Source organism: Candidatus Pseudothioglobus singularis PS1 (genome assembly GCF_001281385.1).
Classification (GTDB): Bacteria; Pseudomonadota; Gammaproteobacteria; order PS1; family Pseudothioglobaceae; genus Pseudothioglobus; species Pseudothioglobus singularis.
The window spans coordinates 1,105,496-1,131,073 of record NZ_CP006911.1 but is presented as its reverse complement, the minus strand read 5'-3'; the positions used below and the strand labels follow the sequence as shown (position 1 = coordinate 1,131,073).

Sequence of the window (25,578 nt, the reverse complement as noted above, 5' to 3'; positions counted from 1 at the left end):
TCATGGAAGATCAAGAACTACTGAGATACTCCAAGCAAATTATGTTGCCTCAGGTCGATGTTGAGGGTCAGCAAAAAATTATGGACGCTACAGTCCTTATTGTTGGAATGGGGGGTCTTGGGTCACCCACCGCTCTGTATTTGGCAGCAGCTGGGGTAGGGCACCTTATTATCGCTGACTTTGATCAAGTTGAATTATCAAATCTACAGCGACAAATTATTCATCAGACCAAAGACATTGGTGATGACAAGGTGAACTCTGCAAAGAACAAGTTGACTGAGCTCAACCCAAACATTAAGATCACGATTGCCAATGAACTTATTCATACCGGTAATCTCCCTGATCTGATTAAAGGTGTCGACATTGTCTTAGATGGGACTGACAACTTTGAAAGCCGCTTTGAAATTAATCAGATCTGCGTTGAGCATCAGAAACCTCTTGTCTCAGCTGCTGTGGTCAGATTTGAAGGTCAGGTTTCAGTTTTTAAGGGCTATGAAAAAGACCAGCCCTGTTACCAGTGCCTCTATAGTGTTGAGGGTGAAGACAATGAAAGCTGTATAGATAATGGAGTGTTAGCGCCTGTTGCTGGACTTGTTGGCACCATACAGGCTTTGCAAGCGATTAAAGTTATATTGCAATTGGGAGACCAGCTGAGTGGCTCTCTACTCCTAGTTGATGCCCTTGATTTAAGTTTTAGAAAAGTTAAGATTAGTAAAGATTTGAAGTGCCCGGTTTGTAACTCAAGTCAATAACAACAGCAATATTTTTTATGGAGTTTAAAAATGTTAATTTTTATTAGTACCCTGGTTTCGGTTGGTTTTGGATATTTATTTTTTAGGATCGTAAAGCCAAAATCTGAAATTGGAAGTAAGGCGAACTTCTATGCGAGAACCTTTCTTGCTTGGAGCCTCTTTATTTCAACTTCTTTTTATATCCAGCCTTTTGCAATGAGCCCAAGTATTAACAATCTGACTCCATGGTTTTCAGTCGCAATCCCTTTTGGATTAATCGCAACAATTATTGGCTATCTTTACGGTAAATTTAGATAGTTTATTTATTATTGAAACGGGGCGTAGCGCAGCCTGGTAGCGCACTTGACTGGGGGTCAAGTGGTCGCAAGTTCAAATCTTGCCGTCCCGACCAATACATACTGATTACTTTAAGATAAAACCTGTTGGCTACAACATATTTAACATCATACCCCTGGCTGAGTTAATGACAAGCTATACCATATTTCTTCAAACGCCAGTAGTTGTATGGCAAAGGCGTAGCAAATCCTGCTAAAAGCATAAAAGGAATCACCCACCAAGTTAGAACTGCACCGCCTGTAAGGAGTACATCTGTTAAATTCATTGCAAATTCCATAGCAATCATAGATATAAAGCTCATACCTATAGCAGTTTTAAACGCTAATTTTATTGCCATTTGCTTGCTAAGAATGATTGTTTCTAGAGCAATACTCGTTAGAAGCCCATTCATTATTGCAAGCGTCATAACCATCCAGACAGACCAGCTATGCTCAATCATTTGAAAGGTAAAAATTGTGCCAAAATCACCGATTGAACAGCCAAGTAAACACCAAAATGTATTCAATCTACTTCTTTTCCAGGTGTGCTTACAAAGCCAAAAACCATCATTTATTGCTGGAATAAATTGCATCTTGTCTCCTATTTATATCTCTCATCATATCTTGTTTGAATTTCGTTAGGCCATAGATTATACATATAGTCTATTAAGGCTTGTTTTTCTGTTTCAGAAAGTAAGTCTTCAAATGCAGGCATTTGACCACCCATTTCTGTGCCACCCTTATTAATTGTATAAAGTAATTGAGCCGGTGAATGATGCCAAGTGTGAGCCGTTCCATTAAGAGGTGGTGCTGGATAGTTGCCATTCGCATCCTTTATCCTCCAATCTTCAGCAAGACCTTGACCATTAGGACCGTGACAGCTTGCACAATTTTTATTATAAATTGCCTCACCAGACTGCACTAGATAATCTGAGCTTTTATCTTTATCATCAGGATTGCATCCTACTAATAAAATGATGAGAGGGATGACGAGTAATTTTTTTAACATTTTTAATATACTCGTGTAATTGACACGGTTATTGAGTTAAGATCAGCCTAGGGAGCAAAGGCTTGGGTCCCAATACTCATCTTCGATGTCACCCATTGAAAATAATAATCCAACTATATCAGTAAACGAGAATTTTTCAATATCCCCCACAGCCATAATGTATTGTCCTGTGTTTGAGTCATTGAATACTTTAATATAGTATGTTCCTGCTTCATAGACTCTATCAGATAAAAACTTTTCACCAATCTCTGGACCGTTCCAATACCACTGTTTTCCATACTCTTCATACCAGGGAGTCCATTCAAAGTTTTCACCGTCTGCTAGACTGATATTATGAAATTCAGAGTCTAAGACCTCAAATGAAAACTTTTGCTCTAAAGGACATTCACCAATTTTGGCAGCTAGGATTCCCGCATAGAAATCAAAATCAATATCAGACTGAATTCGGTAGTAGTGCGGATCACCCGTTAGAGTTGAATAGATTGCTTTTGAAATTTCTGGTTCTTCAATTTCATAAGGTGAATCTGCAGGATAGGTTGAATTTTCATTAAGCACTGGCTTATGAGCAAAAGCTTGTGATACAAATAGCGAACAAAATATAAGAGTAAGTAGTTTTTTCATATTAAAAAATAGGTAATAAAAGGTAGGAGTATAGATACTTTAATTAAGTAAAGGTTAATCTACATCATAAATCTATCAAATCAACACAAAGCAAGTTCACTCAATTTACAGATTTTTTCGTCATTAATAACTAAATAATCTATTAAGTATTGACATTTGAATTTTAAATGCAATAATATTGCATTAATAAAATACTATTACAAGGAAAATCATATGTCAACACTTGCTCTTCAATATAAATACCTGAATGATAAAATTGCTATTGGACTATCAATGGCCTGTGCAGCTCATTGCTTATTGATGCCATCATTTGTTTTGGCTATACCTCTATTTTTCTCAGGTCAATTAGATAATGAATTCTTACATCGGTTGATGTTGTGGGTAATTGTTCCAGTAAGTTTATATGCTTTATCAAGTGGCTATAAAAAACACAAAAGGATGCCAATTTTTCTTCTTGGACTTGCTGGAATTTTAATGCTTATAAGTGCTGTTACAATTGAAGAGATCTTTTTAGGTGAGGAGTTAATTACTTTACTAGGTTCAATTACAATTACATTCGCCCACTTTCTAAATTGGAAAAACTGCACTCAGAAGTGATAAAGTTTTTCTGAAGCTTGATTATAGTTTTGGCTCTTGAGCACCTTTATTAGGTTTATGAGAGCCAGAAGCTTTAGCTTCTCGTTGGCTGATATAAATTGTCGACATGAAAATTATCAATCCCCCAACCCAAGTCCAGGTTCCAGGTATTTCTGAAAAAATCATCCACCCTAACAGAGCCATAATTGGAAGTTTTATGAATCCGATTGGCTCAAGGCTGGTTATGTCTGCCATTGCATAGGACTTAGTCCATGAGAAGTGTGCCAGGGTTCCTAAAATTGCAATTCCCCATAAGTATAGCCAAGCTTCTAAGCTGGGCCACTCCCAAACTGGGATAGCTGGTATCAAAGTAATTGGAATAAGCATGACTACCATCCATATAATAATTGCATGCGGCGTGTCTGTCAGGGTAAGTTTTTTCACTATTAAAGCGTTAACTGATAACGCTAAGGCTGAAATAATGGCGAGTATTATTCCTAATGAGAGGCTATTGAACCCTGGCTGCACAATGATGAGCATTCCAATAATTCCAACAATAATGGCAGCAATTCTTCGAGCCTTAATGATCTCACCTAAAAAAATAGTTGCTCCAATGGTAATAAATAGGGGCTGAGAGAAGCTAATTGCCGTAGCTTGGGCAAGTGGTATAAGCGTTAAGCAGGTAAACCCTGCAATCATTCCAATAGCACCAACAAAGCCCCTCATAAAAAATAATCTAGTGTTATTCATTTTGATTGCGGCTAAGCCAATAGATTTTATAATTGGCAGCATGACAATTAAAGCCAAAAGGTTTCTGAAAAAAACAACTTCAAGAATATGTAAGCTTTCCGATGCTTTTCTAATAAAAATAACCATGATTGAAAAAAGAACGATAGAAGAAATATTTAAAATGATTGCTTTAGTTTGAGGGCTTTGCAAATTAAAAAATTGAATTATTTGGAGTTCGTTGAGTAGTCTATTTATCAATTGAAGGACTCTTTATTTTGATAATTAAACTATACCTTAATAAGGCTGAAAGTTAGTCAATCTAATTTGATTAAATCATTAGTAATATATAATATGTCAGTATGAAGAATGCTTTAGATAAATATAAAATTTTTACTTTAATTGCACTCAGTTTATTAATTAATGGCTGTTTAGAAAAGGCAGTTAAACTAGAGGAAGTAAGTTCATGGCAAGTCGTTGAGGGATTCAAATAGAGCCACTAAAAGAATCTATGAACTGATAAGAATAACCGATTATGAAAAATGATTCAGATGGAAAAGTTTTATTTAATGAAGAGTGTAGTATTTGTAACTTCGAAATAAAGCACTATAAAAAGCGATCTAAGCTTGAATATGAGAACTGCAGTCAAAAGGGTGATAAATACCTAAAAGCCCTTTATGTAGAGTTTCCAGATGGACGAGAAATCAAAGGCGTTGATGCTTTTATCTATGTTTGGAGCAATACCAAGGGCTACGGCTGGCTTGCAAAGTTTGCTAGTCTTCCAGTTATCTTTAGCCTTGCTAAGATTTTGTATGCCTTCCTTGCATTCATTCTTTATTGGCGATTCAAGATTTTCAACCGTACCTTGTCTAGCTAAATCCTATATTTAAATCAATGAATCCAAGCTCAACTAAGCTTACTCACAAAAGAGTATTAGGCGTTGCCATACCCATTGTCTTGGCGAATGCAACCATCCCTATACTAGGAGCAGTTGACACAGGCGTTGTTGGTCAGATGGGACTTGCTGTTCCAATTGGAGCTGTTGGAATTGGTGCTATTATTATTTCAGCTATTTATTGGCTCTTCGGTTTTCTGAGAATGGGTACAACGGGACTTACCGCTCAGGCTATTGGTTCTAACGATCATTCAGAAACATCAGCACTTTTAGTTAGAGGGATCCTTATTGGTCTTGGTGCAGGTTTAGTCCTCATAATGACTCAAATTCCTCTATTCAGTGCTGCTCTTGGAATAGCACCAGCCTCCTTTGAGGTTGAGTCTTTGGCTCAAGAGTATTTGAAGATAAGGGTGTATAGTGCTCCAGCAGCAATAGCTATCTTTGGAATTACAGGTTGGCTTATTGCGAATGAGAGGACGCGAGCTGTTTTGGTTCTCATGTTGCTTATCAATTCCATCAATATAGTTTTAGATTTTGTCTTTGTTCTGAGGCTAGGTTGGGGGGTTGAAGGGGTCGCATATGCAACACTTATTGCGGAGTGGAGCGGACTATTTTTTGGATTATGGCTTGCAAGAAAGGGCTTCAAAAATGGGTATTGGAGAAACTGGAGTCAAATATTTGACAGAGCAAGACTAACCAAGATGGCTAAAGTGAACAGTGATATTTTGATTCGATCTGTTTTACTTGAAATAGCTTTTGTAAGTTTTCTTTTTCTTGGTTCTAGCTTTGATGATGCTACCCTGGCAGCGAATCAAGTACTCATTCAGTTTTTAAATATAACTGCTTACGCTATGGATGGTTTTGCCTTTGCAGCAGAGGCTCTGGTTGGTAAGGCGCTTGGCGCTAAAAATAGATTAATATTTCGAAGGTCAGCGGTTATGACAAGTCAGTGGGGTTTTGGCTCGGTTGTTGTCATGGCGCTCACTTTTTATGTTTTTGGAAATACTATTATTAATGTCATGACTACTGCTGAGGACGTCAGAGCCGTAAGCTATGAGTATCTACCATGGATGGTTCTTGCACCTCTTGTTGGGGCAGCAGCCTGGATGCTGGATGGCATTTTTATTGGTGCAACCAGGACCGCAGATATGCGCAATATGATGTTTATTTCATTTTGCGTCTATCTGATTGCTTTGGCATTACTGTTACCTAAATACGGCAATCATGGGCTTTGGGCCTCACTTATTATCTTTTCAATTGCAAGGGGGGTGACTTTGGCCTATAAGTATCCAAAGCTAGAGGCTTCAGTTGAGGATTAAGAATTTTTTATATTTAGTCTAAGTAACCAAATTTTCCACTATTGAAATCATCAATTGTCTGCCTAATCTCATCATTTGTATTCATAACAAATGGCCCATATGAGGCTATAGGTTCATCAATGGGTTCACCGCTTAGAATAAGTATTTCAGCATCATCATCAGCTCTTATTGTAAATTCTGAGCCTTTGTTTTTAAAGAGTACAAAATGATTTGTTGGTGCCCTCTCTGAATTATTAATGGTGACGTTTCCTTTTGTAATTAATAGTCCAGTATTGTGACTTTCTTTAAAGCTTAAACTGGTTCCCTTTCCTTTATTTAGTTTCAGATTAAAAAGGCTTAAAGGTGAAAATGAAGATGCTGGACCTTTGTTATTTTCAAACTCACCTGCAATAATATCGATCGATCCAACTCCATTACCAAGATCAACTTTAGCTAAATCCTTGTTTTCAATGTTCTGATACTTCGGCTCTGTCATTTTATCTTTGGCGGGTAGGTTAACCCACAGCTGAACCATCTGCATATCACCACCTTTTTTACTAAAGTTTTTTTCGTGATATTCTTTATGTAATATTCCTTTGCCAGAAGTCATCCATTGTATACCACCTTCTTCAATAACTCCCCCTGCGCCAGTACTATCGTTGTGCTCAACTTTTCCTTTATAGGCAATCGTGACTGTTTCAATTCCTCTATGTGGATGGGAGCCAACACCAAGTGGCGCTCCATTATTGGGAGGAAAATAGTGAACTGGAGCATAGTCCATCAGTAGAAAAGGACTCATCCGTTTCATTGTTAAGGGCTCTCTTCTTCCTAAGATTCCATAAACTCTAAATCCATCTCCAACGAAGTGAAGGTTGTCTGGCGGAAGTATTGCTTCGATTGATCTTAAAGCCATTTAATTAACTATAAAAATAATACAAAAATTATAGTTAAATTCATTGGCTCATTGGGTAACATTTAGTGCAAATCATTGTTTTATTTTTCTTAATAATATGAAGATAAGATGGCAGTATACCTTTGATGAGTTTATTGATGAATGAGCAATTTAAAGTGTTACAGTTATCAATGAAATGAATAAACTTTTTAACCAAAAGTTGAGAGTTTATTTTATTATTTACTCATATATAATTGATTGATATGAATTTTAAAACTTGTTGCCTCATTGTTGTCACATCATTGTCTTTATATGGCTGTCAAGCTGGAGGTGGAAGTTCAACAGCAGCTGCAGTTTCAACTCCAGCACCAGCACCAGTATGTAATCCAGAAGTCACACTTTCTAGTAGTGCTAATTCAATTTATGAGTCATCAGCAGGATTGCTTACGCTTACAGCAACTCTCTCCTGTGCAGTTGCTGAGGATGTTGATGTCACTATTGGATCTTCAGGCACCGCGACTGAGGGAACAGACTACAGCAATGTGTCTGACATATCAGTAAGTGCGGGCAATACAACCGGCACCTCAACTTTTGATCCCACAAGTGATTCAGCTTATGAAAGCAATAATGAGACAGCTATTTTAAGTATTACAGGAGTCTCTGGAGGAGGAGCAACAGAGAATGGAACTCAAAGCGTTACGATTACCATTAATGAGTATGCTCTGATTTCTAAGACTGCATTTTCGGAAGGAACTTCCTCTGAACAAAATACTATAAAAAACAGATCTACTTGGACAGCAATAGAAGCTGGTGGAGCAACTCACCCTTATGAACAAATGGGGATCCACAAAGTTCAATCTTTTTCATCGGGTGGAACCTATTTGACTGGAGTTGGTCAAACAATTCATGTAGCTGATTTTAATTGTGATGTTAATCATGAAATTTATGATAACAAAACAATAACAAATTTAGATGATGGTGGCTCTGGTGAGAGCACTTTCAGCGCTGCGACATCTAGTAACAATCATTGCCAGGGAGTGGCTATGTTTGCTGCCGGAGACGTTGGCGCTAGAAGTGGGGTGGCTCCTGATGCAGATTTAGTCTTTTCCAGCATACCAAATGTTGAAGGGTCAAATGAGGGTGACGATTATGCGCGTGATTTAGATGCTGCAAGGGCCGCAGGTGCAATAGCCTCAAACCAGAGCTGGGGATATAACTCAGGTGGAAGTAGTTACAATATCTCTGAACTTGAATCTTATATATCTAGCAACAGTTTAACCAATGCTCAGGGTTTAGCGGGTTTAATGCATGGGTCAACTTCTGGCCAAGCTTTAACTGATGCAAATACCTATATTACAGCATTAAATGATTTTGAGGACTCTGGTGTAATGGTCTGGGCAGCTGCCAATGATTCTGGTGAGTCAGACGCAAATGCTATGGCAGGTTTGCCAGAATTATTTCCTCAACTCGGAGAGGCGTGGCTAGTCGCTAATGTTGTTGAGTATACTGGTGACTCAGATTTATCAAATGCCACTTCATCTGAATTTACTCTTAAAGGAAACAAATGCGGCTCGACTGCAGAATATTGCTTGTCAGTCGATGGGTGGGATGTTTATGCTGCAACATATGTTGATAGTGGAACCAGTCAATACAACACTGGTAGAATTTCTTTCGGGTCATCTTGGTCATATTCACAACTCATGGTAATAGTATAAAGCATGGCTATCACTCGACTTGGGGTCACGGAGTTCCAGATTTTTATGCTGCATTAAGTCCGATTACTTCAAATGGAAATCCTGCATCAATGTTTTTGTATACTGGTAATTCAATTCAATCAAGTAAATCTTCTTCACTTGGTGCATCATACATAACGCCGTCTGCCTCATTTGGTAATGCAATTTCTCAAGGACTAATTGGAGAGATTGGATATGCTTATGATGATTTAAATGGAGGCTTTAAGTATGACATGTCAAAAACAGTAAATGTGGTCAATTATAGAGCACCAACCATTAGCTTGACATCTGAGTTATCAAAGTTAGATACCCCATTGCAATCAAGAAGTAGTTCAGATTGGAAGCGAAATTTTAGTAATGTTGTATCCACACTGTCCAAGACAAAAAAATTAGAGAGCTCTTTCACTCTTGGAGCCAGCTCTTTCCCAGTTCAAAGCTTCTATGGGTCAAACTCAGATTTAGAAACTAATCTTTCGGATTTCCAAGCTCCATATTTAAAGAATGGAGAGGGCGGTCTTGGAATAAATACAAATTATCAAATGGGCAATAATCGCCTCATGCTTGGTGCGACAACCCCTATTATGGTTGACAATCTAACTGGAGAAATAGTTGGCCAAAGAAAATCTTTAATTGCATCCTTAGAGTATGGCGATCCATCAGAGAGGGCAGTTACTATAATGACAGGCATTACTCAAGATAAAGAAAACCTATTAGGCCTAACCGGTAATGATGCCTATTCAATGTCTGGATCCAAATCTAACACTACTTTTGCAGCTTTTAAAGCTCAGAATAAACTTAAGAATAATCTAACACTAACTGGAATTGCTTCTTTAGCTAAAACCGATATGACTGAGCCTTCAGAAAGTTTTATCAATTCTGCCAGTAATGTTAAATCTTCAAGTGTTAGTTTGATTGCGACGCAGAAAAATATTATGGGTGATGACAGTTTACAATTCTCAGTCAGTCAGCCTAATAGAGTCAATAATGGTGAGATGTCAATTAGATTGTCTAATTTAGCTGAATCAGATGGAAGTATTTCTTATCGAAATACTAATATCAATTTAAAGCCAACTGGAAGACAAATGGTTTATGGATTGACTTATCGCAAAGACCTAGATGACGGGATTGGTTTCTCAGTTAAACACCTTTTAACAAGTAACTTAAACCATAATCAAGATTCTGATTTAGCCAGATCAAGCTATATAGGTCTCAGGTATAAGGACCTTAAGCTTGGTTACAATATAAACTCTCAAGACTTGTCCAAAAATACCGAGTTGTCCTTTAATCGCTTGTTCTAATATATATTTTTACAAGTGCGTTCGTAATCTAAAAATTGAATTCTACTCAATTACCTTAATAAAATAATAACAACTATTTTTCATTTTTCTAAATTAGAATGTTATTTTTAAAATAATAGATTGAAATTTTGAAAAAGAATATCCTTGTTTTTAAACATATGACTTCACAGAATCCAGGAATTTTTAGGGATTTTGCTGAAACTCGAAGTATTGCGTTCCATGAAATTGATCTTCATGCAGGCGAGCCAATTCCAGAATTAAATGACTTTGATGGTCTCTGGGTGATGGGCGGCTCTATGAATGTTTGGGAGGAAGATCAATATCCCTGGCTTATTGAAGAAAAGAAAGCTATCCGTCATGCAGTTCAAGGCCTCAAGATGCCATTTCTTGGTATATGTTTGGGGCACCAACTTCTCGCAGAGGCTTTAGGTGGTGAGGCTAAAAAAACGGATAATCATGAGATCGGTTTATTCGAAATTCAACCCACAAAAGAGGGAAAGAGTCATGCTCTTTTAAAGAATTTTAATTTTTCAGATAAGTGGGTAAACGTTCATTTAGTTGAAGTCTCAAAGACTCCTCAAGGTTCAACCATCTTGGCATCCTCTAGTAATTGTCATAATCATATTATGCAGGTCTCTGAGAATGCTTTTTCTTGCCAGTTCCATCCTGAGGTTTGCGGCCATACATTCGAAGGCTGGATGTGTATTCCAGGAATACCATCGAGTCTTGAGAATCTTTTGGGTAAGGATGGCCTTGCCAGTTTTCAAGACGAATTTACAAAGAATTTATCCTCAAATAATAAAGCTTCCCAAACTTTATTTAATAATTGGTGTGATCTGGTTTTTAATTAATTGCATTTCACTAAAATCAATGTCAAAATTAAGTTTTTGATTCGCATGAGATTATGACTGCAAAAAATTGCTCCCAATGTAATGAGTCATTTGGATGCGGTGCAGGAACAGGGAATTGCTGGTGCATTAGCTTTCCGCCAATCATGGCCCCAACTTCTGAGGAGGACTGTTATTGTCCATCATGCCTTAGTGAGGCAATTAACCAGAAAATTGACTCTCTTGTTAGAGAGAAAGGTATGGAAGAATTTCAAAAATTTGTAGAGCCACACCGTACTCAAACAAAGCTTGTTAAAAATGTTGACTATACGATCAACGATGGGCTCTATGTATTTAGTAAGTGGTATCTGATTAAGCAGGGTGATTGCTGTAATAATGGCTGTAAAAATTGCCCTTATTAAAACTCAATATATATACTATCCATTTTAAAATATATAAATTCAAAGGAGCCTCATGATGAATGATGAACAAGTTGAAAAGATATTAAAAGAACTCCGAGATATACGCGGGGTAATGAATAAGGCTTACCAATTATTTTGGGCTGCAAGTTTATTGCTACTTCTTATTCTGATTGTTAATTTTATTTAACTGAGAGCTTCTTTTGAATGATTAGAGCAATTCTACAAATAGGCAACCCAGCGCTTCGTCAGGTTGCTGATCCTGTCGATGTCAGTCAGATTCAATCTGATGAAATTCAAGCCCTCATTGATGACCTTATTGAAACCATGAGGGATGCTAATGGCGCGGGTCTGGCCTCTACTCAAATTGCTATTCATAAAAGAATCTGCGTGATTGAGGTGAAAAAAAACCCTCGCTATCCTTACAAGCCAGACATTCCATTAACTGTATTAATTAATCCAAAAGTCACCTTTCTAACGGAAGACAGAATCAACGTCTTTGAAGGATGCCTTTCAGTCCCCAATATGAGAGGCAAGGTTGATCGCTGCCCTGAAATTCAGATTGAAGGGTATGACCGTGAAGGAAATAATGTCAGCTTTATATCAAAGGGAATCAGCGCTGGAACCTTTCAGCATGAGCTCGATCATCTTGACGGTCTCATCTATACCGATCGAATGGCAGACTCGAGTTCTCTCACAACCATAGAAGAATTTGCAGAGCATTACGAGGATAGCTTTAAGCAACAAGTCATCAGCATTGTTGAGAGATATGGTAGCTAAAAAATAGGTTTATTTGCTAGTGTAGTTCAATTTGAAATCTAGTTCAAAAAAAAAAAAATTTTTTTCTTCAGCAACTAACTAATTGTTATTTCATATATATCTTTAAATAGTTTCTATTTTTAGACTTATTTACAGATAATTTTTATAGATTTAAATATATTCTTTCTATATACTCACTACTCGTAGGGATATAAATTTCCTACGAGTCAAAAAAAGGAGAGAGATTCTTTAAACTAAAAAAGGAGATAATGTTTTGGAAGATCAAATATTAGCTTTAACGGCAGAGTTAGCTGCTGTCAAAAGTGCGGCTCAGGTCACAAACACGATGTTTGCTGAAGCGTACTACTACTTAACAATCCCTCTGATGGTTCTTATTCATGCCGGCTTCCTTCTCTATGAGATGGGTGCTACTCGTGTGAAGAACGTTCTATCATCGGGTACGAAAAACTTACTCGCGTTCGCGTTTACAATCATCACGTTCTATCTGTTTGGTTGGTGGTTCTATTGGGCCTTACCAACGTTCCCGTATGACCTCGCCTCTGGCGCAGGATATATGGAGATTTCAGGTATCGAATATGCAAGTGCTATAGCATTGCCATGGGGCGACTCTGCTCAATACATGGGTCCAAATATGGCTGATCACGCATCAGGTGTATTCTGGGGTGCTTTCGCTCTGTTTGCTGCGACCACTGCATCGATTGCATCTGGTGCACTAATCGAGAGAATACAAACCGTTGGTTTTGTAATCTGTGCGATCGTGCTAGGTTCTTTTGCATGGGTTGTCGCTGCTGCTTGGGGTTGGCACGCAGACGGTTGGCTAGTGACTGAGTTCGGTTTTCATGACTTTGGTGCTGCAGGTCTCGTGCACGCTGTCGCAGGATTCTTCGCGCTTGGTATCCTAATTAATTTAGGTCCACGTGTTGGAAAGTTCAACGCTGATGGCTCTGCTAACCACATCGCTGGTCACAACATGCCGCTCACAGTAACCGGCTTAATGCTGATTATTGTTGGTTTCTTCGGATTCCTAATGGCCTGTATCATTCTGCCTGGTGAAGGCTGGAGTTGGTACGCGGACCAAGGTACAACCATTTATGGTACGCCGATGACGCTTTCTGCTCTAGCATTCAACGTATGTTTGGCTGCTTCGGGCGGTATTATTGGTGCCTGGATCATAACCAAAGATCCGTTCTGGATGATGTCTGGCTGTCTTGCAGGTATTATTTCTGTTGCCTCGGGCCTTGATATATACTTTGGCTCTACTGTAATAGTTATTGCAATGGTTGCCGGTATGATCTTGAAGCCTTGTGCAGACTGGTTAGAGGGTTTTGGTATTGATGATGCTGTTGGCTGTGTTACGGTTCACGGAACGATTGGTCTCTTCGGCGTTGTGATGCTTGGTGTCTTGGGTTCTGGTGCGCCAGGACTGGGTGCTTTTGCGCCAGAAGATACAGTTGCAATCAGCCTGTTTGGCCAAGTCGTTGGTGCAGTAGTCATGTTCTTGCTAGGATTTGTTCCGGGATACATCGTATCTTGGTTAGTCCATAAAGCAGGTATGTTGCGTATCCCAGAATCAGTTCAAATCAAAGGTCTTGACGCTGTCAAGGTTCCTGCTCAGGCATACCCTGAGTCAATGGTTAGTCCTGAGTCTGATTCTTAATAAGGAGAAATAATATGGGATATTTTGCTGAATCTTTTGCAGAACTTTATAATGCCGATGGTTGGATTGACATGGGCATGTACATCGGATCAGGCTCATCTGCGCCTGGATGGTGGACGGTGATTGCATCAGTAATGTTGATAGCGGTTTTAGCTAAAGGCAATGCTGACGAGCAAGAGCACTATAAATAACTGTAAAAAGCAATAAAACGAAAAAGGGCGGTATGAAAATACCGCCCTTTTTTTTGTAAGATTGAATCCGTTAAACTTTAAGTAATAGTCTCGCTGGATCTTCTAAAGCCTCTTTAATTGAGATCAAAAATTGAACCGCCTCTTTGCCATCAATAATGCGATGATCATAAGATAGAGCCAGGTACATCATGGGTTTTATAACGACTTCACCATTCACTGCAATAGGACGCTCTTGCGTCTTATGCATTCCCAAGATAGCGCTCTGAGGTGAATTAAGGATGGGCGTTGAAAGTAGTGAGCCAAAGACGCCGCCATTAGAAATCGTAAAGGTGCCACCACTCATCTCTTCAATCCCAAGCGTCCCATCTTGAGCTCTACCAGCATAATCCATAATCCCTTTCTCAATATCATGCATCCCCATTTTGTGGGCATCACGAAGAACGGGAACAACGAGACCTCTATCAGAAGAAACAGCAACAGAAACGTCACAGAAGGCATGATAAACAATATCGTCACCATCTAAATAGGCATTGACTGTTGGGAATTTTTTGAGTGACTCGACGGCTGCTTTCACAAAGAAAGACATGAATCCTAATTTCACAGAGTACTTCCTCTCGAAGGCCTCTTTATAGCTCGCTCTCATTGCCAAGATTTCACTCATATCAACTTCATTAAAGGTTGTCAGCATGGCAGTGTTTTGAGTCGCCGAATGAAGCCTATTTGCAATCGTTTTACGGATTCGAGTCATTGGGACTCTCTCCTCCATTCGGTTACTGCTCGGTTGAGAAGGTTGCGAAACTGGGGCAGCGGCTGGCTCTTCTCTAGAAATTTCAGGCGCAGCAACTGGCTCTTTTTTGACCTCTTCTTTTGGAGCTTCTTCAGGGCTTACCTGGGTAGCTTTTACAGGCTCTTCTTGGGCGACATGCTCCTCTTGAGGAGTATCATCATTTGAAGCATCTGCCGAATCATCTAAAAGACCAAGAACTTGCTGCTCATTAACGGTTTCTCCCTCTTCAGCTAGAATTTCAGTGAGGATGCCAGACTCTTCTGCAGGAACTTCAAGAACGACTTTATCTGTCTCAATTTCGACGATAACATCATCAACCTCTACAGAGTCTCCAGGTTTTTTATGCCATGCAGCAACGGTTGCCTCGTTAATCGATTCTGGCAAAACAGGTACTTTTACTTCTTTCATTTCTTAATGCTCCTAGCTTTATTAATAGGCTGAATGCCTAGTCCTTTTTCAATAATGTGACTTTGATTAATATTATGCATTCTAACACTGCCTTCTGCAGGAGCAGCATAAAGCTCACGCGCTACTACATGAAGAGTTTGTCCCTTTTTAATGCTTTCCATAAAGTTATGTCTTGAGGTATACCAAGCGCCTTGATTGATGGGCTCTTCTTGACACCAAACTATATCCTTGGCCCCCGTAAATTTAGCTAACTCAGATTGAAGCGCTTCATCAGGAAAAGGGTAGAGCTGCTCTAGTCTAAGAATAGCAACATTATTTATTTGATCATCTTGACGACGCGTTAGTAACTCATAAAAAACTTTTCCACTGCACATTACGACTCGATCAACCTTTTTAGGTTTAATGTTGTCATATTGTTCTTCATAAACATCTCTAAATTTACCCTCAGTAAACTTAAATAAAGGAGAGGCTGCAAGAGGGTTTCTAAGCAAGCTTTTAGGAGACATAATAATCAGTGGTGCCCTAAACTTTCTGAGGACTTGACGCCTAAGTAGATGGAAAATTTGTGAGGCCGTTGATGGAACACAAACCTGCATATTATGACTTGCACAAAGCTGAAGAAAGCGCTCTAGTCTTCCTGAGGAGTGCTCAGGTCCTTGACCTTCAAGGCCATGAGGTAGAAGCATAACGAGGTTTGATAGGCGGCCCCATTTAGCTTCTCCCGAGGCTATAAATTGATCAATAATTGCTTGAGCGCCATTCACAAAGTCTCCAAACTGAGCTTCCCATATAACGAGGGACTCTGGGTTTGCAGTGGCGTAACCATATTCAAATCCAAGCGCTGCCTCCTCAGAGAGGATTGAGTCAAATATTTGAACTCTGCCTTGATTCTCATTAATGTTCATAAGTGGGGTGTAATCTTCATTAGCGAGCTGATTATGTAAGACTGCATTCCTATGAAAAAAAGTTCCTCTGCCGCAGTCTTGTCCAGTGAGTCTAATGGGAACCCCAACTTCAGTTAAACTGGCAAAAGCAAGCGTTTCAGCAAATCCCCAGTCAGCATTAATTTTGTCATTAGCCATTTTGTTTCTCTCTGACATCATCTTTTTAACGCGTGGATGAACTTCGAATCCATCTGGGACATGCTGCAGTTTTTTGTTGAGATCCTTGATATGTTTTTTGCTGATTGCAGATTTATAGGGATCATGCCAAGTTGAGTCAAAATAATCTTCCCAAAGTAATTCCCAAGCCCTTTTATTTTTTGGCTCTAGGATGTTGTAGGCTACTCTGTTGCCGTCTTTCAGTTCTTGTCGATAGTCAGCAATCATCGCGTCAACCTCTGATTGATCAATGACACCTTGTTTCATTAATGTATTGGCATAGTTTGCACGCGTCGTCGGAAGTTTTCTGATGGCCTCATACATTAACGGCTGAGTGACAGCTGGTTCGTCAGCCTCATTGTGACCGTGTCTTCTATAGCACATGAGGTCAATAACCACATCTTTCTTGTAGCGCATGCGATAGTCAAGTGCGAGCTTAGTTATAAAACTAACCATTTCTGGGTCTTCTGCGTTGACATGAAAGACTGGCGCATTAATCATTTTTACAACGTCAGTACAGTAATCCGTTGACCTGGCATCCGTTTGTTTTGAGGTCGTAAAGCCAATCTGATTGTTAATAATAATGTGAACAGTGCCCATCGTTCTATAGCCTCGTGATTGAGACATATTTAAGGTCTCCATCACAATGCCTTGGCCTGAAAAGGCGGCATCACCATGGATTAGAACAGGAAGTATCTTTTGTCGATCTGATTCATTATTTTTATCTTGGTGATACCTGGCGTATCCTTCAATGACAGGGTTGACTAGTTCAAGATGAGAAGGATTAAACATTAAGGCAAGGTGAACATCTTTTTTACTAGTTTTAATATCTGATGAAAAGCCTTGATGATATTTGACATCACCCGTCTGTTTTTTACTTAAGCCAAGATCTCCAGCAAACTCTTTGAAGAGTTTTTCAGCCCTCTTCCCCATAATATTAATGAGAACGTTTAAGCGGCCTCTATGGGCCATGCCGAGGCATATTCTATTCATCAGGTATTCGCCTGAGTGCTCAATTAATACATTTAATAAGGGAATGAGGGTGTCACTCCCTTCGAGAGAAAAGCGTTTTTGACCGACATACTTATTATGAAGAAATTTCTCAAAAACTTCGGCAGCGGTGATCCTTTGAAGGAGCCATTTTTTATATTCAGGTGATTCATTTTGCTCCAAAGACATCGTTTCAATCTTTGTTTGGATCCACTTCCTCTCTTCAAGATTAGGGATGTGCATATACTCGACACCAAGGCTAGAGCAATAAGTTTTGTTGAGTGACTCAAAAAGCTCTCTTAGTGTGTTGCAGTTGGGTCCCTGGTAAGAGCCCATATCAAACGTGGTATCTAAATCCGCTTCACTCAAACCAAACTCTTCAAGCGTAAATGGCGGCGTTGAGTGGTGTCTTGGTCTCTTGAGTGGATCTAAGGTGGCCCTTAAGTGTCCCGAAAATCGAAAGGCATAGATGAGCCTGAGAACACCAAGCTGGGCAGCGCTTTGAGTGGGGCTATTTGGAGCAGTATTGGATTCAAAATTAGATTCGCCATAATTAATAAAGCGACTGATCACATCTTCATGCGAGTTAGAATTATTGTTCATTATTCCTGTAATTTATGGGGGAAGGGTGGCTTGAATTTATAAATACTGGGTGCAGGTAAGATTTACCAATCATGCCGTTAATGAGCATGCTATTTTGTGCTTGCTGTAAAGTTAAAATAGTCACAATTTGTGAGTTTATTTTTTTAAATCAAATTATATAGAGATTAGGCAGTCTCATCGCATAATTATTTAAAAATTTGCATTACAAATTGTAGGGTAATTTTTTTATTCTAGTTGTGATTTATAGAATATTATTTTATGAATATTATTAAGCATAGATTGAATATATTAAATTACTAATAATTCAGCGTCCAGTATAATTATCCGTAAACTTCAAAATTGTATTTACCTTACCCTCAGCACTTAATCGCTTCATGAACAATTTCTTAAAAATACTTAAAGACAAAAGTCATATTTTGGCTGATGGCGCTACAGGAACCAATTTGTTTGGAATGGGTTTAGAGACAGGCGATCCTCCTGAACCTTGGAACCTTGAGCATAAGGACAGAATCCGCTCCTTGCATCAAGGTTTTGTTGATGCGGGTTCTGATTTGTTTTTAACAAACAGTTTTGGCGGAACATCCTTTAGACTGAAGTTACATAATCTTGAGAATCAAGTCTTTGAGCTTAACAAAGCTGCTGGAGTTGTAGCTAGGGAGGTTGCTGATAATGCTGATCGCCTAGTCATTGTTGCAGGGGCAATGGGGCCAACCGGAGAAATGATTGAGCCTCATGGACTGATGACGCCTAGCGAAGCGACAGCTGCTTTTAGGGCTCAAGCAGAGGGCCTGGCTGAGGGCGGAGTAGATGTGCTTTGGCTTGAGACTATGTATGCGATGGAGGAGCTCGAGGCAGCAATAGATGCGGTCAAAGATATTGGGCTCCCTGTCTGCGCGACAATGAGTTTTGATACCGCTGGCAAAACAATGATGGGGATTACACCTTCAAATCTTGCCAAAAGATCTAAAGATTTAAATTTAATGGGTTTTGGTGCCAATTGCGGTATTGGTGCGCCTGACCTATTGGCAACAATCAATGACATCTCGAAGAGTGTTGAGCCTGAGACAGTGGTTATCTCTAAAGCGAACTGCGGCATTCCGGAGTTTGTCGATGGTAGTATCGTTTATTCTGGAACCGAAGAGCTCATGTCTGAGTATGTAAAAATTGCCATGAATTCAGGCGCCAACATTATTGGTGGTTGTTGTGGGACCACTTTTGATCATGTCAGAGCAATGAGGAAAGCAATGGACGAACACATTGTCACTTCAGCGCCAACCCTCGAAGAAATTGAAGAGAAGGTAGGGCAAATGTCTGAGGGCTCAAGATCGATCTTTAAGGGCGATGATTCAAAGCCAGTGAAGCAGAGAAGGAGCCGCCGCTCAAGGTCTTAAGGCCCAATATTTAATTTTAAATTCGAATTGGTTCATTAAATAATTTTCCTTGTAGTATAATTTTTTTTATTCTAAGTAAATTATTTTGTTGTGGCTTCTACAAAAAACCCGCCGCCTAAAGAGAAAGGTGTTTCCATCATTGACAAAAATCTTCCTTCTTTTGGGAGTGATAAACAGCTTGAGGCTTCAATAGGTAAACAGGTTCGTATTGCTAGAAAAAATGCTGGCGTCACATTGCAGCAGCTATCAAAGCAATCGCTTTTGTCTGCCAGTATGCTCTCTAAAATTGAAAATGGCCAAATCAGTGCGTCGCTCAAAACAATCCAGCTCATCTGCCATGCACTCAACATTTCAATTACTTCACTATTCAAGCAACATGATAAAGATGTTGAGCCCACCTTTATTAAATCAGGTGACGGCCTAACGATCGAGAGAGCGGGTTCAGATGAGAGTCGTCATTACCAATTACTAGGCCACACGGTTGGAGGTTCGTTAAACGTCGAGCCTTGCTTAATTACGATTACTTCAAGAGACTATGAATTTCCTGAATTTCAACACAAGGGCGTAGAGTTCATTTATATGCTTAAAGGTCAGATGGATTATTATTATGGAACTAAGATCTACCACTTTAAAAAAGGCGACTCTTTATATTTTGATTCTGATAAGCCTCATGGGCCTAAAAAAATAATCAGCGATGAGTGCCAGTTTCTGACCATTATTTGCACGAATAACTCTGATTAACAATAATTACTAAGAACAAATGAGTAATTTTTTTTTGCTCATCATTAACTTCCTCAAGCAAGCTCTCAAATCAGTTTTTTTTCATGTTTTTTTAAACATTTTTAGAAGAAAAACAACACTTTATTAAATTTCTTTAAAATAAAAAAAATTTCTTGACAATGGATTATCATTAGGAGTATACTCCATGCATAATTTACTGAAACACTCATTTTTTGAGTGGATATTTGAGTTACACAAATAGATACTTATCTGTATCTATATAGTTAGTAAATTAATCTGGTTTTTATTTGGGTTTATTTTACGAATCTAAATAAAATCTACTAGGGGGCAAATCTTTATTTAAAGATTTTTTTTATTTTTTCGGAGAGATTAAATGACAGATTTAGAACAACACGTTAACGAGCCTGGACGCGACAAACTTGTAAAAGAAGTTAAAGCTAAAATCGACGCTTTGGGTGTTACATATGTATATTATCAATTTGTATCTGTTACCGGACGTATTGTCGGTAAAGGTATTCCAGCAAGACACTGGGAGAGATTAGCTGAAAAAGGATTCCAACTGGTTTATGGTTCAACTGCTAACTTGTTTGTGGATAGACATGGAGACTATATCGGTTATGGTCCAGAGTCATCAGAGCTTGTTGGTATTCCAGATCCAGAAACTTTTTGTCAACTTCCTTGGGATAAAAGAGTAGCGCGCGTATTCTGTAGACTTTATAGAAACCGTGAAGAGCGTGAAAACCCAGGTGCAGCATTAACGTCTGATTGTCGTGGAAACCTGCATAGACAACACAAAGAATTTCAAGACCAATATGGTTTAGATATGCGCTGCGGCACTGAGCCAGAAATGATGTGGCTTAAGCGTGGTGAGGATGGTGGTCCTAATGGTGGAGTTACGAAGCCAAATTGTTACCACATCGATCAGTTTGAAGAGCTTCGACCAGTGTTCATGAAGGTGATTGAATATTCAGAGCAAATGGGTCTTGATATTATTCAAGGTGACCATGAGGATGCTCCAGGTCAGCTAGAACTTAACACTCAGTTTGATGACGTTTTAAGAAACGCAGACCGTTTAACAACATATCGTCAGATTTGTGCTCAAGTAGCGCGTGAATTTGGTCTGATTGCTTGCTTTATGAGTAAACCTTTTATGGGCGTTTCGGCCTCAGGTTGCCACCATAATATGTCTCTTTGGAAGGGCGGAAAGGATGTCTTTCATCCAGAAATAGCTACTGGTGATGGCGAACTTCCAGGAATGCCTGGTTGCTTTATGTATAAAGAAGGTGGTGAGAATACATTTATGCCAGACCCATCTATCGACGAGAAGATGCCAGGTCCAATTGGTTTGAACTCAATTGGTGGTGTGATTAAGCACTTACCTGCACTAACATCAATTGGTTCATCAACGGTTAACTCTTATCGCCGTCTCTGGGATACAGGTTTTTGGGCACCAATCTTCGCTGACTGGGGTTACCAAAACCGTACTTGTGCGCTCCGCGTTTCAGCGCCGGGTCGTTTTGAGTACCGCTCGGTTGACTCTATGGTAAATCCTTACTTAATGGGCTCAGCTCTATTAAAAGCTATGGGTGACGGTATTGATAATAATATTGATGCAGGTGAGCCAGAAGAAAGAAATATCTATGCAGCAATGGAGGCGGGTAAAGACGTTACCAAGCTTCCAATGTCACTGGGTGATGCGATGAATGAACTTGCAAATGATGAAGTCATTAAATCTGCTATGCCAGATGAAATGTATACAGTATATAACCATTACAAGACAGATGAGTGGGAGAGATTCAACCACACTGTTACGGACTGGGATTTGGAGACTTATATAGACTGCTTGCCATAGGCTAGCTTCTTTAGGTTTTATTTGGAGTGCCCACCTAGCGGTGGGCAATTTTTAGGGAAAGGGAGATTATATGTGCGGAATAGCAGGAATCATTCATAAGAATGCTGGCAAAGATGTAAACATTGGTGAGCAAATGACATCAATGCTTCAAGCTTTAAAACATAGAGGGCCAGATTCAACTGGTTATGCTATGTATGGCGATGATAATGGAAATCAAGTCGTTAGGTTTAAGGTTGCTGAAGCAGCTGATCTTGAAGGCAGTTTTGATATACATGCTCAAATTGAATCAAGAATTGCAATGGTTAAATCCAGACTTAAAGATTTAGGTGCAAAAGTTGTTAAAGAGGACAGTGCAACGGAATATGCTCATCGTTACGAGATTCAATTCTCTGGCGATATGAAAAAGTTAGCTGACTTTGTTGAGGATATTGAAGGCGTTGAAATTTTATCAATTGGTAACTCTCTTGAGTTAATTAAAGATCTTGGCGATGCATCAGTCGTATCTGAACAGTATGGCTTGAATCAATTCAATGGCACTCATGGCATTGGGCACACAAGAATGGCGACTGAGTCAGACGTAGATATTCGTTCTGCTCACCCATACTGGGCATACCCATTCAGTGACGTTGCGGTAGTCCACAACGGCCAGTTAACGAATTACTGGACAAATAGGCGCGCGCTTGAACTGAAAGGGCATCGTTTTTCTTCAAACTGTGACTCAGAACTTATCGCAGTTTATATTGCAGAAAGAATGAGCCAAGGAAAAGATTTAGAGACAGCTATGAAAGACTCTGTTGAATATCTTGATGGTGTATTTACATATCTGGTTGCTACTAAAGATCAACTTGGAATGGCTAAGGATGTAATGGCCGCTAAACCAATGGTAGTTTACGAGGGTGATGACATGATTGCTCTAGCTTCTGAAGAAGTTGCAATTAGAACATTATTTGATCACCGTATTGAAACATTTGACCCATATCACGGAGAGGTAAAAGTATGGCAGAACTAAGAAAAGAGTCGTCTCATGAGATGGGACTTCACGAAGAGCAGTTAAAAGGAAGAACTCAACAACGTTTTTTCTCTATTGATGAGAGTGAGAATTTAACTTATTTTCATTCATTTGAAGTCGACACTAACAAGAGCGCTACAATTGACGCACTGGATATGACTCCAAGAGAGATCAATCGCGAGATCAGAGCATTGATGGAAAGTGGAGTTGGTGACATTACTGTTGACAACCCAATGTCAAGACATGGCGTTGGAGTTGGTATCTTGAACCGTCTTAACTTAACTTTTTCAGACAGCCTAGGTTATTTTGGTTGCGGCTTAATTGATGGACCTAACGTACACATTAAAGGGCGCGTAGGTTGGTCTTGTGCTGAAAACATGATGTCTGGAACGGTTGTGATTGATGGAAATGCTGGATCAACATTTGGCGCAGCTATTCGTGGCGGTGATCTTGTTTGTAAGGGAAGTGTTGGTGCCCGTACAGGAATTGACCAGAAAGGTGGCACGATTCTTGTTGGCGGTAAAACAGGCGCGTTCTCTGGCTTCATGATGCAGCGTGGTCGCATGATTATCTGTGGTGATGCAGGAATGAACTTGGGTGACTCAATGTATGACGGCACAATCTATGTCGGCGGCGAAGTTGAGGAGCTTGGAGTGGACTGTGTACCAGGAGAAATGACTGAACTCGATGTGAGATACTTGACAGAGAAATTAGCACTTTATGGCATGAAATCACCAAAAGGGGTAGAAAAAATGCAGAAGTATGTTTCAGGTAAGACGTTATGGAACTACGACAATTTAGAGCCTGCCGAGAAAAAACTAATTCTTTAATCGGATTTTTATCAAATTAAACTAAAGGAAATATTATGAGCGATATAGATGAAAAAAGCAGACTAGGTAAAAGTTTTATCTTCCCTAAAGGTGTGATGGATGATATTCATATCAAATCTGATTTGGGACGATACAGAATGAGAGGGTTCTCTCTATTTAAAAAGATTCCAACTTGGGATGACTTAACTTTTATGCCTGGAACATTAACTCGATTTGTTATTGAGGGTTACAGAGAAAAGTGTTTAACGAAAACGATTATTGGGCCAGAGGCGCCAAGACCGTTAGAGCTTGATATTCCAATCTACATTACGGGAATGAGCTTTGGTGCTTTGAGTTATGAAGCTAAAACAGCTTTGGCTAGGGGCGCTACGATGGCTGGAACAGCAACTTGTTCTGGCGAAGGTGGAATGATTCCAGATGAAAGACGCTACTCCAGTAAGTGGTTTTATCAGTGTATTCAGTCACGTTATGGCTTTAACCCACAACATTTGCGTTTAGCAGATAGTGTCGAGTTCTTTATTGGACAAGGTTGTAAGGTTGGATTAGGTGGCCACTTGATGGGTCAAAAAGTAACCGATCAGGTTGCTGAGATGCGTTCACTGCCAGCGGGTATTGATCAGCGCTCTCCAGCAAGGCATCCAGACTGGCTAGGACCCGATGATTTGGCGCTTAAAATCGAAGAGATTCGTGAAGCGACAGATGGTCAGATTCCTATTCAATTGAAACTAGGTGCTGCTCGCGTATACGATGACGTTCGTATGGCTGCTAAAACCGGTTGTGACAGTATTTACATCGATGGAATGGAAGGTGGTACTGCTGCTGGACCTCATATTGCAACAGAAGAAACGGGCGTTCCTGGTATTGCTGCCATTCGTCAAGCACGAAGAGCAATCGATGACGTTGGCATGACAGGCAGAATTTCACTCGTCTATGCTGGTGGTATTCGAAATGGTGGTGACGTTGCTAAAGCGGTAGCACTTGGTGCAGACGCAGTTGCAATTGGACACTCTGCGCTTATGGCGCTTAACTGTAACAGAGATACTCCTGAAGCTGATTATCCAAAAGAAATGGGTGTCAACGCAGGTGAATGTTATCACTGTCATACAGGTCGATGCCCAGTGGGTGTTGCGACTCAAGACCCAGTTCTTAGACAACGTCTAGATCCTGATGCTGCTTCAGAAAGAGTTTATAACTTCTTACATACACTAGCAATCGAGTGCCAAATGATGGCTCGTGCCTGTGGTAAGACAAATATTCACTCTCTAGAGCCAGAAGATTTAGCTGCTTTGACTATGGAAGCATCAGCATGTGCTCAGGTTCCTATTGCAGGTTCTCAGCACACCGTTGGTCGTCCAGATTTGACACGCTTTTAAGGATAGGAGAAATTATGAGCACTAAAGAAGAAGAATTTGTAGTTGGAGCTGACGGCTTAGATACCGATCGTGAGCAAATGATTGGACAACATATCGGTTATCGATATGATGTTAACCTTGTTCCTGATCTTAAGTTTATTACACCTTTTTTGCAGAAGTACATTGACAAAATGGGCTGGAAAGATCTTAACTGGTTAGAGGACATCCATATGGGGTATGAGGGAGATCAGGCCGCTGTTTTTGATAGAAATATTAATGGTTGGGTTACGATTCCAGATAATATAAAACTGCCAAATAATCAACAAGAGCGTGACATGATTGCGCGTGAACTTTTGATTAAGTTTCAAATGTCTGAAAACCATCCAATGGTTGATCTCAATAACGCTTACCGTAAGTTCTAATTACTGTAAGTGATTTAAAAGGGGGGGCATTAAGAGACCTTGTTTCTTTTTCCTCTCCTTAGTTTATCGGCACCTCACCCCCTGAGGTGCTGAATAAACTAGAAT

Annotated in this window: 26 protein-coding genes and 1 tRNA gene; 20 read left to right on the top strand and 7 right to left on the bottom strand. The window is 39.6% G+C overall.

The annotated features are described in order from the left end of the window. Positions 1 to 2 precede the first annotated feature (2 nt). The 3 genes from W908_RS05730 to W908_RS05720 all read left to right on the top strand — a co-directional run bounded on the left by W908_RS05730 (position 3) and on the right by W908_RS05720 (position 1,143). Positions 3 to 752 (top strand): HesA/MoeB/ThiF family protein, encoded by a 750-nt coding sequence (locus W908_RS05730; RefSeq protein WP_053820311.1) that lies wholly within the window; start codon positions 3 to 5, stop codon positions 750 to 752. Between the two features lie 30 nt (positions 753 to 782). Further along, on the top strand, positions 783 to 1,049 hold the full coding sequence (locus W908_RS05725) for a hypothetical protein (protein ID WP_053820310.1): 267 nt from the start codon (positions 783 to 785) through the stop codon (positions 1,047 to 1,049). 17 nt (positions 1,050 to 1,066) lie between these two features. Further along, positions 1,067 to 1,143: transfer RNA gene (locus tag W908_RS05720), tRNA-Pro, on the top strand. Positions 1,144 to 1,212: 69 nt separating this feature from the next. Here W908_RS05720 and W908_RS05715 read toward each other — a convergent pair. From W908_RS05715 to W908_RS05705, 3 genes are read right to left on the bottom strand one after another with little or no spacing between them, the layout of a single operon-like run. Further along, a complete protein-coding gene (locus W908_RS05715) occupies positions 1,213 to 1,659 on the bottom strand; it encodes a DUF4396 domain-containing protein (protein WP_020025073.1) in 447 nt (148 codons plus the stop codon). Positions 1,660 to 1,667: 8 nt separating this feature from the next. Next, the gene (locus W908_RS05710; RefSeq protein ID WP_053820309.1) at positions 1,668 to 2,075 is read right to left on the bottom strand and encodes a c-type cytochrome; all 408 of its coding nucleotides are present in this window, start codon (positions 2,073 to 2,075) and stop codon (positions 1,668 to 1,670) included. A gap of 42 nt (positions 2,076 to 2,117) precedes the next feature. Next, positions 2,118 to 2,696 (bottom strand): hypothetical protein, encoded by a 579-nt coding sequence (locus W908_RS05705; protein ID WP_053820308.1) that lies wholly within the window; start codon positions 2,694 to 2,696, stop codon positions 2,118 to 2,120. A gap of 213 nt (positions 2,697 to 2,909) precedes the next feature. Here W908_RS05705 and W908_RS05700 point away from each other — a divergent pair, with 213 nt between their 5' ends. Then, complete coding sequence (locus W908_RS05700) at positions 2,910 to 3,293, top strand: MerC domain-containing protein (RefSeq protein ID WP_020025861.1); 384 nt, start codon at positions 2,910 to 2,912, stop codon at positions 3,291 to 3,293. Between the two features lie 21 nt (positions 3,294 to 3,314). Here the strand turns inward: W908_RS05700 and W908_RS05695 are convergent, their stop codons facing one another. Beyond that, positions 3,315 to 4,211 (bottom strand): DMT family transporter, encoded by an 897-nt coding sequence (locus tag W908_RS05695; protein ID WP_053820792.1) that lies wholly within the window; start codon positions 4,209 to 4,211, stop codon positions 3,315 to 3,317. Positions 4,212 to 4,533: 322 nt separating this feature from the next. On the opposite strand from W908_RS05695, the gene W908_RS05690 reads away from it, so the two are divergent. Both W908_RS05690 and W908_RS05685 read left to right on the top strand, forming a co-directional pair. Next, positions 4,534 to 4,875 carry a thiol-disulfide oxidoreductase DCC family protein gene (locus tag W908_RS05690; RefSeq protein ID WP_053820307.1) on the top strand — a complete coding sequence of 114 codons (342 nt, stop codon included), beginning with the start codon at positions 4,534 to 4,536 and terminating at the stop codon, positions 4,873 to 4,875. Positions 4,876 to 4,892: 17 nt separating this feature from the next. Further along, positions 4,893 to 6,212 (top strand): MATE family efflux transporter, encoded by a 1,320-nt coding sequence (locus tag W908_RS05685; RefSeq protein WP_053820306.1) that lies wholly within the window; start codon positions 4,893 to 4,895, stop codon positions 6,210 to 6,212. Positions 6,213 to 6,225: 13 nt separating this feature from the next. On the opposite strand, the gene W908_RS05680 is transcribed toward W908_RS05685, so the two are convergent. Next, the gene (locus W908_RS05680) at positions 6,226 to 7,104 is read right to left on the bottom strand and encodes a pirin family protein (protein WP_020025857.1); all 879 of its coding nucleotides are present in this window, start codon (positions 7,102 to 7,104) and stop codon (positions 6,226 to 6,228) included. Positions 7,105 to 7,346: 242 nt separating this feature from the next. On the opposite strand from W908_RS05680, the gene W908_RS08865 reads away from it, so the two are divergent. The 7 genes from W908_RS08865 to W908_RS08825 all read left to right on the top strand — a co-directional run bounded on the left by W908_RS08865 (position 7,347) and on the right by W908_RS08825 (position 13,988). Then, complete coding sequence (locus tag W908_RS08865; RefSeq protein ID WP_236849125.1) at positions 7,347 to 8,798, top strand: S8/S53 family peptidase; 1,452 nt, start codon at positions 7,347 to 7,349, stop codon at positions 8,796 to 8,798. After that, positions 8,765 to 10,114, top strand: coding sequence for a hypothetical protein (locus tag W908_RS08860; protein WP_236849124.1), 1,350 nt, complete (start codon positions 8,765 to 8,767; stop codon positions 10,112 to 10,114). The genes W908_RS08865 and W908_RS08860 overlap by 34 nt, the downstream gene beginning before the upstream one ends. 128 nt (positions 10,115 to 10,242) lie before the next feature. Next, the gene (locus tag W908_RS05670) at positions 10,243 to 10,965 is read left to right on the top strand and encodes a type 1 glutamine amidotransferase (RefSeq protein ID WP_236849123.1); all 723 of its coding nucleotides are present in this window, start codon (positions 10,243 to 10,245) and stop codon (positions 10,963 to 10,965) included. A gap of 53 nt (positions 10,966 to 11,018) precedes the next feature. Further along, positions 11,019 to 11,363 carry a DUF5522 domain-containing protein gene (locus tag W908_RS05665; protein ID WP_053820304.1) on the top strand — a complete coding sequence of 115 codons (345 nt, stop codon included), beginning with the start codon at positions 11,019 to 11,021 and terminating at the stop codon, positions 11,361 to 11,363. Positions 11,364 to 11,567: 204 nt separating this feature from the next. Next, positions 11,568 to 12,140 (top strand): peptide deformylase, encoded by a 573-nt coding sequence (gene def, locus W908_RS05660; RefSeq protein ID WP_053820303.1) that lies wholly within the window; start codon positions 11,568 to 11,570, stop codon positions 12,138 to 12,140. Positions 12,141 to 12,393: 253 nt separating this feature from the next. Next, positions 12,394 to 13,797, top strand: coding sequence for an ammonium transporter (locus tag W908_RS05655; protein ID WP_053820302.1), 1,404 nt, complete (start codon positions 12,394 to 12,396; stop codon positions 13,795 to 13,797). 14 nt (positions 13,798 to 13,811) lie between these two features. Continuing rightward, complete coding sequence (locus W908_RS08825; RefSeq protein WP_197503560.1) at positions 13,812 to 13,988, top strand: hypothetical protein; 177 nt, start codon at positions 13,812 to 13,814, stop codon at positions 13,986 to 13,988. Between the two features lie 70 nt (positions 13,989 to 14,058). Here the strand turns inward: W908_RS08825 and odhB are convergent, their stop codons facing one another. Both odhB and W908_RS05645 read right to left on the bottom strand, forming a co-directional pair. After that, on the bottom strand, positions 14,059 to 15,183 hold the full coding sequence (gene odhB, locus W908_RS05650) for a 2-oxoglutarate dehydrogenase complex dihydrolipoyllysine-residue succinyltransferase (RefSeq protein ID WP_053820301.1): 1,125 nt from the start codon (positions 15,181 to 15,183) through the stop codon (positions 14,059 to 14,061). Next, positions 15,180 to 17,876, bottom strand: a complete 2,697-nt coding sequence (locus tag W908_RS05645; protein ID WP_053820300.1) for a 2-oxoglutarate dehydrogenase E1 component — start codon at positions 17,874 to 17,876, stop codon at positions 15,180 to 15,182. The genes odhB and W908_RS05645 overlap by 4 nt, the downstream gene beginning before the upstream one ends. Positions 17,877 to 18,250: 374 nt before the next feature. On the opposite strand from W908_RS05645, the gene bmt reads away from it, so the two are divergent. From bmt to W908_RS05610, 7 genes are all read left to right on the top strand, one after another. Next, entirely contained in the window at positions 18,251 to 19,267 is a 1,017-nt protein-coding gene (gene bmt / locus W908_RS05640; RefSeq protein ID WP_053820299.1) for a betaine--homocysteine S-methyltransferase, read from the top strand. A gap of 90 nt (positions 19,268 to 19,357) precedes the next feature. Beyond that, on the top strand, positions 19,358 to 20,008 hold the full coding sequence (locus tag W908_RS05635; RefSeq protein ID WP_053820298.1) for a helix-turn-helix domain-containing protein: 651 nt from the start codon (positions 19,358 to 19,360) through the stop codon (positions 20,006 to 20,008). Between the two features lie 373 nt (positions 20,009 to 20,381). After that, the gene (locus W908_RS05630; protein WP_053820297.1) at positions 20,382 to 21,860 is read left to right on the top strand and encodes a glutamine synthetase family protein; all 1,479 of its coding nucleotides are present in this window, start codon (positions 20,382 to 20,384) and stop codon (positions 21,858 to 21,860) included. A 70-nt stretch (positions 21,861 to 21,930) separates the two neighbouring features. Next, positions 21,931 to 22,869: a class II glutamine amidotransferase domain-containing protein gene (locus W908_RS05625; protein WP_053820296.1), complete on the top strand. Its 939-nt coding sequence runs from the start codon at positions 21,931 to 21,933 to the stop codon at positions 22,867 to 22,869. Beyond that, a complete protein-coding gene (locus W908_RS05620; protein ID WP_053820295.1) occupies positions 22,857 to 23,699 on the top strand; it encodes a GltB/FmdC/FwdC-like GXGXG domain-containing protein in 843 nt (280 codons plus the stop codon). The genes W908_RS05625 and W908_RS05620 overlap by 13 nt, the downstream gene beginning before the upstream one ends. 35 nt (positions 23,700 to 23,734) lie before the next feature. Beyond that, complete coding sequence (locus W908_RS05615) at positions 23,735 to 25,072, top strand: FMN-binding glutamate synthase family protein (RefSeq protein WP_053820294.1); 1,338 nt, start codon at positions 23,735 to 23,737, stop codon at positions 25,070 to 25,072. A 14-nt stretch (positions 25,073 to 25,086) separates the two neighbouring features. After that, entirely contained in the window at positions 25,087 to 25,473 is a 387-nt protein-coding gene (locus W908_RS05610) for a hypothetical protein (protein ID WP_053820293.1), read from the top strand. Positions 25,474 to 25,578 lie beyond the last annotated feature (105 nt).

What these genes read in the sequence shown, in the direction of transcription:
- W908_RS05730 (WP_053820311.1), top strand. Translation starts at nt 3, where the DNA reads ATGGAAGATCAAGAACTACTGAGATACTCCAAGCAAATTATGTTGCCT.
- W908_RS05725 (WP_053820310.1), top strand. Translation starts at nt 783, where the DNA reads ATGTTAATTTTTATTAGTACCCTGGTTTCGGTTGGTTTTGGATATTTA.
- W908_RS05715 (WP_020025073.1), bottom strand. Translation starts at nt 1,659, where the DNA reads ATGCAATTTATTCCAGCAATAAATGATGGTTTTTGGCTTTGTAAGCAC.
- W908_RS05710 (WP_053820309.1), bottom strand. Translation starts at nt 2,075, where the DNA reads ATGTTAAAAAAATTACTCGTCATCCCTCTCATCATTTTATTAGTAGGA.
- W908_RS05705 (WP_053820308.1), bottom strand. Translation starts at nt 2,696, where the DNA reads ATGAAAAAACTACTTACTCTTATATTTTGTTCGCTATTTGTATCACAA.
- W908_RS05700 (WP_020025861.1), top strand. Translation starts at nt 2,910, where the DNA reads ATGTCAACACTTGCTCTTCAATATAAATACCTGAATGATAAAATTGCT.
- W908_RS05690 (WP_053820307.1), top strand. Translation starts at nt 4,534, where the DNA reads ATGAAAAATGATTCAGATGGAAAAGTTTTATTTAATGAAGAGTGTAGT.
- W908_RS05685 (WP_053820306.1), top strand. Translation starts at nt 4,893, where the DNA reads ATGAATCCAAGCTCAACTAAGCTTACTCACAAAAGAGTATTAGGCGTT.
- W908_RS05680 (WP_020025857.1), bottom strand. Translation starts at nt 7,104, where the DNA reads ATGGCTTTAAGATCAATCGAAGCAATACTTCCGCCAGACAACCTTCAC.
- W908_RS08865 (WP_236849125.1), top strand. Translation starts at nt 7,347, where the DNA reads ATGAATTTTAAAACTTGTTGCCTCATTGTTGTCACATCATTGTCTTTA.
- W908_RS05665 (WP_053820304.1), top strand. Translation starts at nt 11,019, where the DNA reads ATGACTGCAAAAAATTGCTCCCAATGTAATGAGTCATTTGGATGCGGT.
- def (WP_053820303.1), top strand. Translation starts at nt 11,568, where the DNA reads ATGATTAGAGCAATTCTACAAATAGGCAACCCAGCGCTTCGTCAGGTT.
- W908_RS08825 (WP_197503560.1), top strand. Translation starts at nt 13,812, where the DNA reads ATGGGATATTTTGCTGAATCTTTTGCAGAACTTTATAATGCCGATGGT.
- odhB (WP_053820301.1), bottom strand. Translation starts at nt 15,183, where the DNA reads ATGAAAGAAGTAAAAGTACCTGTTTTGCCAGAATCGATTAACGAGGCA.
- W908_RS05645 (WP_053820300.1), bottom strand. Translation starts at nt 17,876, where the DNA reads ATGAACAATAATTCTAACTCGCATGAAGATGTGATCAGTCGCTTTATT.
- bmt (WP_053820299.1), top strand. Translation starts at nt 18,251, where the DNA reads ATGAACAATTTCTTAAAAATACTTAAAGACAAAAGTCATATTTTGGCT.
- W908_RS05630 (WP_053820297.1), top strand. Translation starts at nt 20,382, where the DNA reads ATGACAGATTTAGAACAACACGTTAACGAGCCTGGACGCGACAAACTT.
- W908_RS05625 (WP_053820296.1), top strand. Translation starts at nt 21,931, where the DNA reads ATGTGCGGAATAGCAGGAATCATTCATAAGAATGCTGGCAAAGATGTA.
- W908_RS05620 (WP_053820295.1), top strand. Translation starts at nt 22,857, where the DNA reads ATGGCAGAACTAAGAAAAGAGTCGTCTCATGAGATGGGACTTCACGAA.
- W908_RS05615 (WP_053820294.1), top strand. Translation starts at nt 23,735, where the DNA reads ATGAGCGATATAGATGAAAAAAGCAGACTAGGTAAAAGTTTTATCTTC.
- W908_RS05610 (WP_053820293.1), top strand. Translation starts at nt 25,087, where the DNA reads ATGAGCACTAAAGAAGAAGAATTTGTAGTTGGAGCTGACGGCTTAGAT.